The 14,804-nt window shown below is 42.3% G+C and carries 11 protein-coding genes; 6 read left to right on the forward strand and 5 right to left on the reverse strand.

Features of this window, described 5'->3' with window-relative positions; all coding sequences use genetic code 11:
- Positions 1 to 38: 38 nt before the first annotated feature.
- A complete protein-coding gene (locus tag PR766_RS05120; RefSeq protein ID WP_006659819.1) occupies positions 39 to 1,148 on the reverse strand; it encodes an ATP-binding protein in 1,110 nt (369 codons plus the stop codon).
- Between the two features lie 38 nt (positions 1,149 to 1,186).
- On the reverse strand, positions 1,187 to 4,924 hold the full coding sequence (locus tag PR766_RS05125; protein ID WP_154636602.1) for a DUF4132 domain-containing protein: 3,738 nt from the start codon (positions 4,922 to 4,924) through the stop codon (positions 1,187 to 1,189).
- Positions 4,925 to 5,310: 386 nt separating this feature from the next.
- Between PR766_RS05125 and PR766_RS05130 the strand changes: the two genes are divergently transcribed.
- The 4 genes from PR766_RS05130 (at position 5,311) to PR766_RS05145 (ending at position 8,708) form a co-directional block, all read left to right on the forward strand.
- Entirely contained in the window at positions 5,311 to 5,703 is a 393-nt protein-coding gene (locus PR766_RS05130; protein ID WP_006659821.1) for a RidA family protein, read from the forward strand.
- A gap of 62 nt (positions 5,704 to 5,765) precedes the next feature.
- Complete coding sequence (locus tag PR766_RS05135) at positions 5,766 to 6,734, forward strand: threo-3-hydroxy-L-aspartate ammonia-lyase (RefSeq protein ID WP_154636603.1); 969 nt, start codon at positions 5,766 to 5,768, stop codon at positions 6,732 to 6,734.
- A gap of 85 nt (positions 6,735 to 6,819) precedes the next feature.
- Positions 6,820 to 7,449 (forward strand): helix-turn-helix transcriptional regulator, encoded by a 630-nt coding sequence (locus PR766_RS05140; protein WP_006659823.1) that lies wholly within the window; start codon positions 6,820 to 6,822, stop codon positions 7,447 to 7,449.
- Positions 7,450 to 7,823: 374 nt separating this feature from the next.
- A complete protein-coding gene (locus tag PR766_RS05145) occupies positions 7,824 to 8,708 on the forward strand; it encodes an alpha/beta fold hydrolase (protein ID WP_036979383.1) in 885 nt (294 codons plus the stop codon).
- A 62-nt stretch (positions 8,709 to 8,770) separates the two neighbouring features.
- On the opposite strand, the gene PR766_RS05150 is transcribed toward PR766_RS05145, so the two are convergent.
- The 3 genes from PR766_RS05150 to PR766_RS05160 form a co-directional block, all read right to left on the reverse strand.
- Complete coding sequence (locus PR766_RS05150) at positions 8,771 to 9,655, reverse strand: 4Fe-4S binding protein (protein ID WP_006661748.1); 885 nt, start codon at positions 9,653 to 9,655, stop codon at positions 8,771 to 8,773.
- A 91-nt stretch (positions 9,656 to 9,746) separates the two neighbouring features.
- Positions 9,747 to 10,409, reverse strand: coding sequence for a CerR family C-terminal domain-containing protein (locus PR766_RS05155; RefSeq protein WP_006659827.1), 663 nt, complete (start codon positions 10,407 to 10,409; stop codon positions 9,747 to 9,749).
- A 39-nt stretch (positions 10,410 to 10,448) separates the two neighbouring features.
- Entirely contained in the window at positions 10,449 to 11,711 is a 1,263-nt protein-coding gene (locus PR766_RS05160; RefSeq protein ID WP_154636604.1) for a M24 family metallopeptidase, read from the reverse strand.
- A 236-nt stretch (positions 11,712 to 11,947) separates the two neighbouring features.
- Here PR766_RS05160 and PR766_RS05165 point away from each other — a divergent pair, with 236 nt between their 5' ends.
- On the forward strand, positions 11,948 to 13,105 hold the full coding sequence (locus tag PR766_RS05165) for an iron-containing alcohol dehydrogenase (RefSeq protein WP_036963659.1): 1,158 nt from the start codon (positions 11,948 to 11,950) through the stop codon (positions 13,103 to 13,105).
- Positions 13,106 to 13,583: 478 nt separating this feature from the next.
- Entirely contained in the window at positions 13,584 to 14,771 is a 1,188-nt protein-coding gene (ydeE, locus tag PR766_RS05170) for an efflux MFS transporter YdeE (RefSeq protein WP_006661751.1), read from the forward strand.
- Positions 14,772 to 14,804: the final 33 nt, after the last annotated feature.

Raw genomic sequence — 14,804 nt, forward strand, 5'->3', positions numbered from 1 at the left:
GTGGCAGCCTGACGCTAGCCACACGGTGATGACTCAGATTATTGCCAAAATTCACGCGAGGCGTCGAAAAAGGCTTTCCATGCTTCGCTCTGTTTTGCACGCTCACGGGCGACATTATCAATGTAATAACGCATCCGCTTAATATCATCGACATTATCTTTGAGTACCACGCCAATCAACTGACGCGCGACCGCCCCTGCATTCAACGTCCCATTCCCTAAATAGTGCGCTTCTAACGCACACGCATAAGCAATATTGACCGCTTCAGCCGTAGACATCACCGCATCCGGAGTCTTAATACTCCCGCCATCTTTGGTAGTGCCCGAACGCAGCTCTTGGAACGTCGTCACTAATAGCTCAATAACCTCTGTCGGCACCGTCACTTTACCATCCAATTCGCCTAACTCTACGGTGAGTTGCTTATTGATTAGTTCAATTTCAAATGACGGATCTTGGATAGGTTTGACGGTTTCGAAATTAAACCGGCGTTTGAGTGCCGATGACATTTCATGGACACCACGGTCACGTAAGTTGGCAGTACCAATTAAGTTAAATCCTGATTTCGCGCTGATCCGTGCATTATCTTTCATCTCAGGGATCATCATCTGTTTTTCTGACATCATACTGACCAATACATCCTGAATTTCAGGAGGACAGCGGGTGATCTCTTCAAAACGGACAATTTTACCTTGCTGCATGCCTTGATATAACGGTGAACTGACAAGCGCTTTTTCTGTTGGACCTTCCGCCAGCAACAGAGCGTAATTCCATGAATACTTAATATGGTCTTCCGTTGTGCCTGCCGTCCCTTGAATAGTTAAGCCCGAATCACCACTGATCGCCGCGGCTAATAACTCAGACAACATGGATTTTGCAGTACCAGGCTCCCCCACCAGCATTAATCCTTGTTTTCCCAGCAGTGTTACAATAGCGCGATCCACTAGCGCATCATCGCCAAAAAATTTAGGTGTGATCTGTAATGCCTCATCGCCCAAAATAAATTGGCGCACTGCCCGCGGTGAACGTAGCCAACCCTGTGGTTTAGGGTTCGCTTTATCTGCTTGAGTTAATCGCTCTAACTCATCCTCGAAACGGACTTCTGCGCTCTCACGCAGAACCCCTTCCGTTACTTTTTTCGCCTTTGCCATGTCTGTTTCCTAAATTGTTGTCTTTATTATTTGGGTAATCACCAAGGGGTTTTCTTTTCCCACTCAGGATCAAAACCGGCACAGGCATCTGCGACTTTCAAGTAGTCAGCATAGCTTTCCGCTAATAAAATCGGTGGGACATTTTTTAGCTCAACATAGCCTCTATCCCATGAACTTTTTTGTGCGCGATCGAAGCTCAAGGAATATAACACCGCAGGAATATTCTCTTCCGGTACGTAGCTTCCGCTGAATTCCATATACACATAGCAATCTAAACTGGAGAAATATTTAAAATAGTGACAGAAGCTTCCACCATCTTCCGCTTGACCTCGCTGATAGCCCATCTTGGTCAGTACACCACGTAAGGTAAAAGTATCCGTAACCCAACCTTTCTTATCTTCAATTTCAGTCAGGGTTAAATCTAGCGCTGGGATCGTGTGATCCATTTGAGAGAATAAAAACTTCACTTTGTAATCTTTGAAGTGGGCGATCCACGCTTTGCGGTCATCATTCGATAACAATGCAGCATGAGCGAGTTGAATACTGGAGCCTACGCTAAGTTCTACTTCATCATCATCGAGGTTCAATAAACAACCATCATCGGATGGGCGGAACTGATTAATCACTTGGTCATCTTTTATTTCTAACCAAACGAGTCGCTCAATCAAACCTCGCATCACAGGGTGATTTTGGATATATTCTTGCCAATCAGCGGTGCTCCACACGCGCTCAGCACACATGGCTTCATACAGACGCGTAGTTTGTAATTCAATGACTTGCTTGAGCTCTTTCTTGCTGGATGTCAGTAATTTTTTCGATTCTTTAATCAGCTCTTCGTTATCCGTCTTACGAGCAGCGGGTAATGCTTTTATCTCTTTACCTTCAGGGTTAAACAACACCAGTTTTTGTTGGGCATCGAGTTTTGCTGTAAACGTGCGGTCGCCGTATTCCAGCACGATGGTGCCCGTTTCATCCATACCTGCTGTTGGAATGGTACGATCCGCTAATTCATCCGCGCTCCACCCGTTACGCTGAGCAATATCAGCCACCAGTCCACGGGATTTTTCCTGTACTGAAGCAGTGCGATACCGGCGAGAGAGTGACAATAAGAGTTGGATAATCAAAGGATCATTGCTGACTGCAATCGCATCAATCATGGCTTCAATTTGGGCACGACGTTGGTAATGATCACGCATATACTGACGTAACATAGTGACGGCAACATGCCCTTCGATACCACAAATTAAAGCCAGCATCCCTTTTTCACTGATTGCTGAACCTAAATAACGACCTAAAACTTCGTTTTTGATTTCATTGATGGTCTGCTCAAGGGTAAAGTTCTCATATTTCGCATAATATTCAGGCCAGCGTTTTACCCAATCTTGGTAATTTTTCAAACGCTGTGGAGCATCTTTTTCTGCTTCTGCCATCGCAGCTTCCAATGACGGACCAGCCACGTCTTGGCTAATAAAGCTATTTAAAATAAAGCTGCCTAATTTACGCTGACTTTCTAACGATAATAAACTGATATAACGCTGTAATAAGCCGTTACCCGCAGGCATTTTTAGCTTCACCGCCAAAATGATCCACCAGCGAATAATATCAGGATCAACCGCCTTGTTATCTCGCCATGTTATCGCCGGGATGGAGTCTAAATCAAACCATGCCATGCTGGCTGGTGCTTTAGCTTTTAAGCCTTTTTGTGCTTCGGCTAAAAGCACTTTTGGCGCTAAATAGCCGGAAATATCTTCGCCAAGCTGTTCTAGTGCCGTCAATAACGCCGCTCGCACAACTTCGCGTTTCTCTTTTTTCAGTAAGCCATACAACGGTTTGAGTGAATCTGGGTGCTTCAAGCGAGCTAACCATTCTATCGCGGTAACGCGGATCTCTTGCTTGCCCGACTCTAGCCCTTCCGCCGCATTCACATGAATATTTGGTAACGTTTCCAATAATTTTTGCGCACTTAAACGGTGGGTTTTATTTTCACCTAATGCTAACTCCATGATACGCGGAATAAATCGCGCTGGAATCGTCGGATATAACGCCAAAATAGCAACTGCATTGGATGCATCATATTCTTGGTAATAGCGGTGCCCTTCATGTTGCGGGATCAGCCCCAATGCTTCACTTAAGAAGTCTGGATACTGCATAAAGAAAGGCCAAACCTGCGCAGGTTCTCTAAATAACGATAACCCATGGTTATACGAACGCAGGCAGAGATCGGCGATTAAGCGGCTACCATGTTTAAAATGGCATTGTTCCAGCGCACGTTCTAACTGACGCAAATCGAGTTGTGAAAGGATCCGTACAGGCACTTCACGGGTGAGTTGATAGTGAGAAAAGTGGTCAACATCTGAGCGGTTATGGCTTAACAAACGTAGCGCATGGAACAGCGTAAATTCCGGTAGATTGTTAATACGCTCTTTATGTTTAAGAATATTATATTCATGGTCAGTAATGACCCCTACGCCTGTATTGAGTTTAGCTAATAAACCTGCGCACTCATCTTCGCTGTGCTTTTTAAACTCATTGTAATGGCGTTGTGACCACGTATATTTATGTTTTTCCTGCTTATTCTCTTCCAGCTCGCGTTCCGCATTTTCTTTGGCTTTTTGCAGCATTTCGCGGAAGTTAGACACCAGAATCTCAGCCGTACCCTCTGGTAACGGAGTATCTTCTATAAATATCACTTCCGGAATATCCACGTCTTCCACTTCGCTCGCACAATCCATAACATCAAAACGAGAAAGCGCACTTTCAATACTTTTTAGCACGGTTTTATTGGTTTCGACTTTCAATGCCGCTTCAAGTATGTCTCTATCTTTACCGATACGGGCAAACAGATCCGCAGCTTGAGTGCGTTGTTTTGGCGTTCCTTCTAACAGCACTTTGGTTAAATGGGTTTTTACCGCATCATCCGGCAGGATAGACATCACTGGCTCTGCCGCAGAGCGTACCGTTTTCAGTGAGCTGGTTGCCAGCAGCACTAAAATATCAGCAAAAACACAGTATAGTGCTTCATCTTTTTTCAGTGTGTCGATCAGCTGTACCTGGCCACACGCGGAAAGATTACTTAACAACGTTTGGCGAATAAAATCTTGTTCAGCAATCAAATAGTCTTTAAAACCAGGTATCGCGAATAGTAACGCTAAGTTTTCATAGTGGTAATCAGACAGGTTTTGTCTATCAAAAATACCGTATAACAGCGTATGACCAGCTTGTTCCGCTTCACTTTCAACTAACTGGCTTAACAGCTCATAGCTCCAATGTTTGCGATGCTCATATTTTGCATTGCGGGCGTTATTCTCAAACGTGGTTCCAAACGCATCACATAGTAAATATAGCATCCAAGACGGTAGCTCCGGTGTTAACACCTTAATATTGACCTCTTGGCAAGCGGCTGCCACAACTTTGGCAAAACGAGCAATCTGGACAGGCGTAATCTCATCACCGACTTTAGCATACAATTTATGTCGCGCATTTTTGCCTTGGCGGATCAGCTTGGTATAAGGATTCGCATCAAAACTATGGCTGCCCCACCACCAATCTACTGTCCCTGGCTTATCTAATAAAATTGTGGCTTTTTCTTTATCCAACTGACCTAATTTAATCAAGATTTCAGGGGATTTTCCGTCAATAACATAATCAAATAACGCTTTTGGTAAGCTTTCTTCAAATGCAGCCAAAGGAAGCAAGGATTCTTGTAAATATTGTAACCCCGCAGTTGATCCTTTTTCGCCATATATTGGAAGAAGGTCAAAGGTGATTTTAGCCATGTCAATTTCCTAAATGTAGTTATATAACAACTTCTTATCATTTTTAGTTATTCGTCTCAATTTGATTATTCTTATTCCTGATTATTTAATTTTATTGCTTAATTATGCACCTGGAATTAAATATCAATAATTTAAATATTCCCCCTTTATTTACCCAGAAACCTTCCTGGATTCCTAATATGACGGAAGATTAATTAGCAATATAGGGATTAACACGATGATTACCCGTCATAACAATTTTTTTCAATTTTTGAATTAATTGCACTGATATCCATCGGCAAATTTGCACAAATTGTTAGTTTATTTAAACAGCAAAAGCCTGTTGACTAAACTTATAGTCTAATATTAGACTAATTGTATAAACATATTCCACATAAGGAACAGCCATGAGCCAGAACATCATTTACACTAATGCCCCTCAATTAATCCCGCCTAGAGGGCACTATTCACACACCGTCACGGCGAATGGTTTTGTCTTCGTGTCAGGGCAATTACCGACAGATAACCAAGGAAATGTGTACGCAGATACTCCATTTTCTCAACAAGCTGAGCAAGTTTTAGCTAATTTAGATGCCTGTTTATCTGCGAGTGGCGTTGCTCGACAACAACTGGTGCAAGTGCGTGTTTACATTGCTGATATGGACAATTGGCAGATTTTTAATCAAATTTATGCTAATTGGATTGGAGAATGTCGGCCTGCTCGTGCAGTTGCAGGTGTTTCCGAACTTCATTTTGGTGCAGGAATCGAAATTGAAGCCACGGCAATCGCAGCAAATTGAAGTATTCAACGCCATGTTCTAAAAAATTATCAAGAATAAGCTATTAAACAATGGGGTATATCATGTCTGAATTAACGTTACCGACCTACCAAGATGTCGAAGCCGCTGCACAACGTATTGCAGGTTTTGCCCACAAAACGCCAGTAATGACATCCACTACCGTCAATAATGAGTTTGGTGCAGAATTCTTTTTTAAATGTGAAAATTTCCAACGCATGGGTGCCTTTAAGTTTCGAGGAGCGCTTAATGCACTGTCACAGCTATCCCCAGAACAAAAAAAAGCAGGCGTTATTGCCTTTTCATCTGGAAACCATGCACAAGGTATCGCGCTGGCGGCCCAAATATTAAATATTCCAGCAACGATTTTAATGCCTATTGATTCCCCTGAAGTTAAAGTCGCTGCCACGCAAGGATACGGTGCAAAAGTCATCAGATTCGATCGTTATACTCAAGATAGAGAACAACTTTGTCGTGAACTGGCTGAACAAAACGGGTTAACTATCATCCCCCCTTATGATCATGTTGATATTATTGCGGGACAAAGTACAGCAGCCAAAGAACTCTTTGAGGAAGTGGGTGAACTCGATGCCCTATTTGTCTGCTTAGGCGGCGGTGGACTGCTCTCTGGTTGTGCCCTTGCCGCCCGAGCTTTATCACCAAATTGTAAAGTGTATGGTGTTGAACCGGAGGCTGGAAATGATGCCCAACAATCTTTCCGTAGCGGAAAAATCGTCCATATTGCAACCCCAAAAACGATCGCTGATGGTGCACAAACCCAGCATATCGGTCATTATACATTCGAACTGATCAAGCAAAACGTTGATGATATTTTAACCGTTACCGATGCACAGTTAGTCGACCGCATGAAATTCTATGCTGAACGTATGAAAATCATTGTGGAGCCAACCGGTTGTCTCTCTTTCGCTGCCACTTTAAACATAAAAGAACAGCTGCGAGGTCAACGCGTTGGGATTATTATCAGTGGTGGAAATGTGGACATTAAGCGCTTCGCAGAATTAATGTTAGCTTAAGTAATTTATGCCCCTTCTCTATTAGAATTGAAAAAAATAGTTTAGAATTTAAAGAGATATCCAAAATAGACGAAGGGGTATAGTCGTGGCAAAACCAAAAGAAAACAGTTTATTGGCTCAAATTGAGGCCATTGCACAAGGATTGAGTGAGACCTTTGCCCCTTTTTGTGAGGTCGTCGTGCATGATCTCAAAAACCCTGAGCATTCGATTATCTCCATTCATAACAACCTTTCTGGACGTAAAGAAGGAGAAGCAACCACCGAGTTGGGGCTTGCACGTATTGAATCTGCTGACTTTCCCAATATCATCACTAATTATGCGAACCAATTTCCGGATGGACGCCCTGCTAAAAGCACCTCCATTGGTATCAAAGATGAAACAGGTCAATACGTTGCGGCACTGTGCCTCAATTTAGATATGACGCAATTTCGAAATATGCAAAGCATGCTTTCACAGTTTACCGAAGTCGGATGTAGCCCAGTAAAAGAACATTTAGAGCCAAATGGTAGTGAGGCCATTCGTGCTCGTATCGACCAGTATGCCGCTTCTATTGCGGCAACTCCGCGTACGCTCAAAGCGGATGATCGTGTTGCTCTTATTGAGCTATTACGCAAAGAAGGTCTTCTTGATATTAAAAAATCCATGGATACTATCGCACAACATCTTGGTGTTTCCCGTGCGTCTGTTTATTTGTACGCCAAGAAAGACAGTTAAGACTCCCAGATAGCTTTTCCTTGCCAAAATTCATCAATAGATACGAGGAAATAGTTCACTTTTAACGGTCGGTCAATAACGTTGGGTGGGATAAAAAGCACAAACAGATGATTATTGGTATGAAAGTTCGCGCAATATCGGGTACAACTGCTTTTGTTGTATGGCTGTACCCACTAACAAAGCCCCCAGCGGGTAAATACCTTTCCCCTTCAATTTTGCTGAAAAAGGTTTACTTGGTTGCTTGAACTACTTTTGTTTATCATTGATAAACAAAAGTAAATGGAGCTTAAATTAATAGTGATTGTTTTTTTTAGCACTCGCCTTTCTCGCTGAGTTATTGCATAAATAACTATCACCAAAAATAGGGAAATAAAATGACAGAGACAACACCATTATCATTGTATTACGACACGTTTGGTCAACCTGCTAATCCAGCCGTCATCCTTATCGCTGGTTTAGGTGGGCATAATATTAGTTGGACCTCGGAATTTTGCCAACAAATTGCCGACGCTGGTTTTTATATTATTCGCCCCGATAACCGCGATGCCGGCTTATCACCACATTTAGATAATTATCCACCACTGAATATAAAAGAGTTATCCGAACGCTTACAACGTGGTGAACAGGTTGATGTTCCCTACACCTTATTTGAGATGGCAGATGATATCATTGGATTGTTAGATCAATTATCGATTGAAAAAGCCCATGTTGTCGGTCGCTCAATGGGCGGCATGATAGCGCAAGTGGTTGCATCAAAAGTACCAGAGCGTATTCTTTCGCTCTGCCCAATTATGTCATCAACGGGTAACCCTCAGTTACCGCAAGGCGAACCGGACGTCATGCAAATGTTGATGTCACCGGGTGTTGATCCTAAGCAGGACTTTGAAGGCTATATTGCGGGGCAAATTGCATTTAATCGCCGGATCGCCTCGACTTGTGTTCCATTTGATGAAGAAAATTGCCGTAATTATATTGTACAAGCCTTCCAGCGTAACTATTCCCCTGAAGGCACTAAGCGACAGCTCGCTGCCGTTGCAGTAACTGGAGATTTAAGACCACATTTAAGCACAATTACCGCGCCAACATTAGTGATCCACGGCTCTGCTGACCCACTATTTCCGGTCACTTCTGGGCAAGATATTTTCGACAATATTGAAACGGCAAAATTAGAAGTGATTGAAGGCATGGGGCACGATACCCCATCCGCATTAAATCCTCAAATTGCCGAAATGATCATTGAGAATATGCAAGACAATTAATAAAAATAGGATGACATTAAGCGCCCAGATCGTGGCGCTTTTTTATGAATAAAAGGCGCTAATTATAACCAACCTTGCTTTTTATGCTGCGCGCATATTGGGCATAGGGTTTCTTGTGAGGTCCATGTGGAAAATGGCAACTGGCACTTTTGGCATGTCCCGTCATAATAATGGAACTGGGTAGGTTCACTATTTTTCGCAACATGTGCATGAACATGGATAGATTGTGGAAAACAAACAACTTGGCAGCTCATACACCCCGTACAGCGCTTATCGTCTATGCTAAATTGATGATTTTCAATTTCAATGGCTTGTTCATCACACACTTTGGCACAGGCACCACACAAAATACAACTTGCCGTATCTAATTCAACATGAAACCAGCTATCTTCAGGATAAAACTGTTTTCTGGCATTTAAACCTGTCTTTACCTTACCGCTGTCTAAGGGCTGATTATCTAGTTTTTGACGAAAAAGCATTCTACGACGCCCGCTGTCCACTTCGGCAGGTTCCGTGATCATCAAGCGCCAAATAGGCTCTTGCAACGTTTCCAGTTTTAAATTTAATGCCGCTAACGCAGGCAGCCATTTATCGACTAATGGTCTGGGGATCTGCATGCCTCTAATTGCATATTGACGATGCCAAACAATCAATTCTTCTGGACTGGCGAGTGGCTCATCATGACTGATAACAAGAACGCCATTTTGGTAGGTTCGTTCGTGAGGTTCAATATTTTCAATTGCATCGACTGGACACGTAAACAGGCAGTTACCACATTGATAACATAGCTCATTATCAATTTTGGCATCCATAAAACCGAAAGAAATCGCGCCAACAGGACAACTGTTAGCACAATTATTACACACACTATTTTTCAGGCGTTTATGAACACACTTATCATTAATAACAGGTTCTGGAGGAAGATCTAAATGAATGAACCGCCGCATAATATGACTGTTTACCTTTGATGATTAAACGTAATGTTACCTTAATCATCTTAATGCAACGGCTTAAAATTAACATGATGTAAGTTAAAAATTAACGCGGTATGATCGCATTGCACGCAAATAAGCTGACTTGTTCTAAGATTTCATCCAATAAATGTGCATCAATACGATCTTGATTTAAACGTTTTAATAATGATTTTTTCGCAATCACAAACCCTAAAATTTGACCAATTAGAGCATGAGCTGAAATAATTGCCGAATGTTGCTCTTCTTGGGTGATAAATTGAATCAACAACGTTAAGCGAGAATGGAAAGGCTCAATAAATTCCTTAAAGATAATATCCGCGTTTTCAGTGGGTTCCAACTGCTCACGAAGAATTAATATAGAATAATATTCATGTTCTGGGGATAATAACGCTAAACCCAGCCCTTTCATTAATAAACGGAGTAACGATTCAACCTGTACCGCCTCATAATCTGCTTGCCCCTTTAATTCCTCAAATTGCACATCAAATGTACTTACATTACTCATTTGAGCCAGATCTGTTGCAATCTTACGAATAACAGCTGCATAGACACCCAGCTTCCCTCCCATATGATAAGGGATAGCGGATTGATTAACCCCTGCGCTTTCAGCCAATTGACGAGTCCGAACACCATTAATTCCGTAAAGTGCAAATTGCTTGATGCCTTCGTTCACTAATTTTTCTTTCGTCAGTTCAGAAGAAAGCGTGTTTTTATTCATTTCTGTCATATGCAGCTGAGGATCCTAATTACATCGAATGTAACAACATTATACGTCAGCACGCATTAAATGAGTCGAATTATTATTTAATTCTATTCCTTTCTCTTTTCCCACAATAACCGTACCGCCAAGATTACATAAATGATAATCAAAGGCGCAATTAGGCTCAAACGCGAATGTCATGCCTGCTTTTAATACTAAATCACGCCCAGGATTAGGTAATCGACTAATATGCCCATATTTTTGAGCTAGCGGTAATACTTCAATTCCTGGTGCAGTACCAAAACCAATAGGCCCATAAGGATTAATGCTATGAATAAGCGGATGAACATGCCAACCTTTTGCCTTTAATAAAGGCTGTTCCATTTTGTCGACCAACTCTCCGAAGGTAACCCCCTCTTTTAGGTTTTCAACACCGATTTCATAACACTCTCGAGAAACTTGGGCTGCTCGCTCAATGTTGGGATGCACTTTACCGACGGCAACCGCGGCTTGATGTTGAGTTTCATACATCCCATATAGAGCAAAAATTTCAGTTAATACAATATCCCCATATTGAATCTCTCGCGGTTTTTGTGAGCGGTATTGCCATGCTGGCTGTCCCCACCCAATATATTCCGGTCCTGAACCCATCAAAATTTCTGCCGTAAAGCCTCCCCGAGATAAACATGTTGACGTGACGGCGGCTGCAATATCTGCCTCTGTATTGCCCGGAACCGCCGTTTTACGCATCGCTTCACTCATGGCCTCTCCTATCATCGCGGCATGTTTAATATGGGCAATTTCTTCATCACTTTTGATGGATGCAAGCTGGAAAAACGCTTTATAAACAGGAATAAAACTCACATTAGGTAACTGCTCCTTAATACCAGACAACGTATTAAACGGCATCGCTCCATCAAAATAAAATGGGGGATAAGGTTCAAGACCAATGACCCCGATACGCGTATAGGATGCAACACCTAGCTGAAGCAGAATATTACCAATGTTTCTCCCCGTCTTTCCGACCATAATCTGCTCTGCTGCAATCCATTGCATATCGTGGCGCAAAGAAGCTTGCATATGATCCGCTACCATCATTGGCGCGAATGTCACAACAACAGGAGGCTTATCTTGGTGAAACAGCACCACTGAACCTAATCTATCATTGGTAAAGTAATGGTCGATACAAAATGGCGCTGGTGCCGCGGACTCGCGATCACCGTATACCATTAAAACTTCAAGGTTATTCTCTCTCATTATCTGGCGAGCCAGTTCCCACCGTCTATCTCGCTCTTTAAGAGTCAATGCAGCGGGTATTCTTGTATTCATTAGTATTTCCTTCTCATCAATATTATTTCATTTGAATGAATTAAATATTGATCGAGGTATAGCCAAAGTCAATCTGTTCATTAAGCATTTAATGCGGTCTATCGGATACATAAAATCATCCATTACCAAACTTTTTGATCAGAATTTGAATAATCCCACGTGTATACTAATAAAATATTTTCAACTCTCACCGATGCCAAATGACATCTCCTTCAATTCCCAACTAAGGTTTGTATATGAATAATTTTGAGTTTTACAATCCAACACGTATTGTTTTTGGTGAAGGCAAAATTGGTGAACTGGACAGGCTGGTCCCTGAAACTGCAAAAGTTCTTGTGCTATATGGTGGCGAAAGCGCCCGCAAAAACGGTACCCTTGATGAAGTCACTAGTGCCTTAAAAAATCGTCAAATTGGTTATTTTGGCGGTATTGAAGCCAATCCACGCTATGAAACGTTAATCAAAGCTGTCGCCCTCATTGAAAATGAAGGCTACGATTTTTTGCTGGCTGTCGGTGGTGGCTCTGTCATTGATGGTACTAAATTTATCGCTGCTGCCGTCAATTATGCGGGTGATAAATGGGAAGTGGTGACCAGTGGAGGGGCGACTATTCAGCACGCATTACCATTTGGTACTGTTTTGACACTTCCGGCAACTGGCTCTGAAATGAATAAAGGCTCTGTGATCACTCGCGAAGAACTCCACGCGAAACTCGCCTTCATGAGTGACAAAGTTTTCCCTCAATTTTCTATTTTAGATCCTGTAAAAACCTATACATTGCCACCTCGCCAAATCAGTAATGGTGTGGTGGATGCCTTTGTCCATGTTATCGAGCAATACCTCACCTATCCTGTGAATGCGAATGTTCAAGATGCCTTTGCCGAAGGTTTGCTCAGAACCTTAATCGATATTGGACCGAAAGCGCTAGCTAACCCAACCAATTATGATGTCCGCGCCAATCTCATGTGGACAGCCACGCTCGCCTTAAATGGTTTAATTGGTGCAGGTGTCCCGCAAGACTGGGCTACCCATATGTTAGGACATGAAATTACGGTTCTCTACGGTTTAGATCATGCCCAAACATTAGCCATTGTTCTGCCTTCGTTAATGGAAGAAAAACTGCCACAGAAACAAGCGAAAATGGCACAATACGCAGAACGCGTTTGGGATATCCGTGAAGGTAGCGAAAAAGAAAAAGCGCTCAAAGCCATTGAATTAACAAGAGACTTTTTCGAATCAATGCAAGTTAAAACTCGCTTTAAAGATTACCAACTCAATCAAGATGTTGTTGAGCCATTAGTGAACAGCTTGGTGGCACATAGCATGGTGACCCTAGGCGAACATCGCGACATTACCCCAGAAGTCAGCCGCCGAATTTACATCGCATCATTATAAATCGTTGGTTGAACAAAAGAGCGCATCTATTGCGCTCTTTTTTATAATTCTGACCCATCCTAAATAAGGTGACTCTTTTTTCATCAAATCTTGGCATACACAACACTGACTAAAAACACAATGTTGGTATATCAGATACTCTCTATCAAGCTTGTACTCAACAATACGATTCCCCGCTCTCCTTTGATATTGAAAAGGGAAATCCCTGCCTTGTTTATATGCCTGTCAAAATGAACAATACTAAATAATTAATTTATTTTTTATGCAGTTAAGCCGATAGCAGATAACTCTGCTATCGATGTTTCGCCCTTCTCTAGCCAGATAATTGATTGGCAATGGCACAATAGCATGATCAAAATATTGTTTTGATTTTCGCCCCTAATAAGCCATTTCTTGGGGCTGAAATTTTAGGTATTTTATAGCACTAAATTACATAAAACATTTTTATAACAATTATTGTCTTCCTAGGTCGTGAGCCATGTTTTCTAAATCCAATATCTCTAATACTGCACTGCTCGCATCTTCATTGCTATTAACCATTGGCCGTGGCGCGACCTTGCCATTTATGGCGATTTATTTAACACGTCAGTATCACATGGCCATCGATATTGTTGGTATTGCCATGACCATCGCGTTAACGGTGGGAGTCTTATTTAGTATGGGATTTGGCATGCTGGCGGACAGAGTCGATAAAAAACGCTGCATGCTCATTGCCGTATTCGCCTTTATTTGTGGCTTCATCGCCATTCCATTAATGAATAATGCCCTGCTAGTTATTATCTTTTTCTCACTCATTAACTGCTCTTATTCCGTCTTTTCGACAGTTTTAAAAGGCTATTTCGCCGATACACTCGCTTTATCCTTAAAAACTAAAGTTTTTTCGCTCAACTATACCTTTATTAATATCGGCTGGACGGTAGGCCCCCCTATCGGGACATGGCTATTAATGTACAGCATTAATTTACCTTTTTGGTTAGCCGCCGTTTCAGCAGCTGCACCGATATTCTTTATTCAACGTTTTGTTCAAAGCACCAAACCTGCTAGCCATGTTGATGGTCAGCCGCGAGTGTGGAACCCTAAGGCGATGCTTCACGACCGTGCATTAGCTTGGTTCATTCTCTCAACCTTTCTTGGTTCCTTGGTATTCGGTTCATTTACTACGTGGATTTCCCAATACGTCATCACCGTTGCTAACAGTGATTTCGCGCAAGCCGTTATTGGTGTCATCTTACCCGTCAATGCCGTCGTCGTGGTGACATTGCAATATGCGGTTGGAAAACGCATTACACCCGACAATTTGAGGCGTTTAATGACCTTAGGTAGCCTATTCTTTTTGGGGGGATTAGCTGTCTTTATGGGCTCAGGTGATAACCTCTATTTATGGGCATTAGGGTCATTTATTTTCACGCTGGGTGAATTAATTTATGCCCCAGGAGAATACATGTTAATTGATAGCATTGCGCCTGAAGGTATGAAATCCAGCTATTTTTCAGCTCAAGCGCTAGGGCTACTTGGCGGGGCGTTTAATCCGATGATGACAGGGTTCGTTCTCACTGAACTCGCGCCTTATTCCATCTTTATTATCTTAATGATTGTCACCGTATTGGCGTGGCTGAGTATGCTTAATGGCATGCGGATAAAAAACAAACAAAGCCTCGTTGTTTGATTGTATAAAACCCGCAAATGATAAGCCATTTAG

The organism is Providencia sp. PROV208 (assembly GCF_028479465.1).
Lineage (GTDB): Bacteria > Pseudomonadota > Gammaproteobacteria > Enterobacterales > Enterobacteriaceae > Providencia > Providencia alcalifaciens.

What these genes read in the sequence shown, in the direction of transcription:
- PR766_RS05120 (WP_006659819.1), bottom strand. Translation starts at nt 1,148, where the DNA reads ATGGCAAAGGCGAAAAAAGTAACGGAAGGGGTTCTGCGTGAGAGCGCA.
- PR766_RS05125 (WP_154636602.1), bottom strand. Translation starts at nt 4,924, where the DNA reads ATGGCTAAAATCACCTTTGACCTTCTTCCAATATATGGCGAAAAAGGA.
- PR766_RS05130 (WP_006659821.1), top strand. Translation starts at nt 5,311, where the DNA reads ATGAGCCAGAACATCATTTACACTAATGCCCCTCAATTAATCCCGCCT.
- PR766_RS05135 (WP_154636603.1), top strand. Translation starts at nt 5,766, where the DNA reads ATGTCTGAATTAACGTTACCGACCTACCAAGATGTCGAAGCCGCTGCA.
- PR766_RS05145 (WP_036979383.1), top strand. Translation starts at nt 7,824, where the DNA reads ATGACAGAGACAACACCATTATCATTGTATTACGACACGTTTGGTCAA.
- PR766_RS05150 (WP_006661748.1), bottom strand. Translation starts at nt 9,655, where the DNA reads ATGCGGCGGTTCATTCATTTAGATCTTCCTCCAGAACCTGTTATTAAT.
- PR766_RS05155 (WP_006659827.1), bottom strand. Translation starts at nt 10,409, where the DNA reads ATGACAGAAATGAATAAAAACACGCTTTCTTCTGAACTGACGAAAGAA.
- PR766_RS05160 (WP_154636604.1), bottom strand. Translation starts at nt 11,711, where the DNA reads ATGAATACAAGAATACCCGCTGCATTGACTCTTAAAGAGCGAGATAGA.
- PR766_RS05165 (WP_036963659.1), top strand. Translation starts at nt 11,948, where the DNA reads ATGAATAATTTTGAGTTTTACAATCCAACACGTATTGTTTTTGGTGAA.
- ydeE (WP_006661751.1), top strand. Translation starts at nt 13,584, where the DNA reads ATGTTTTCTAAATCCAATATCTCTAATACTGCACTGCTCGCATCTTCA.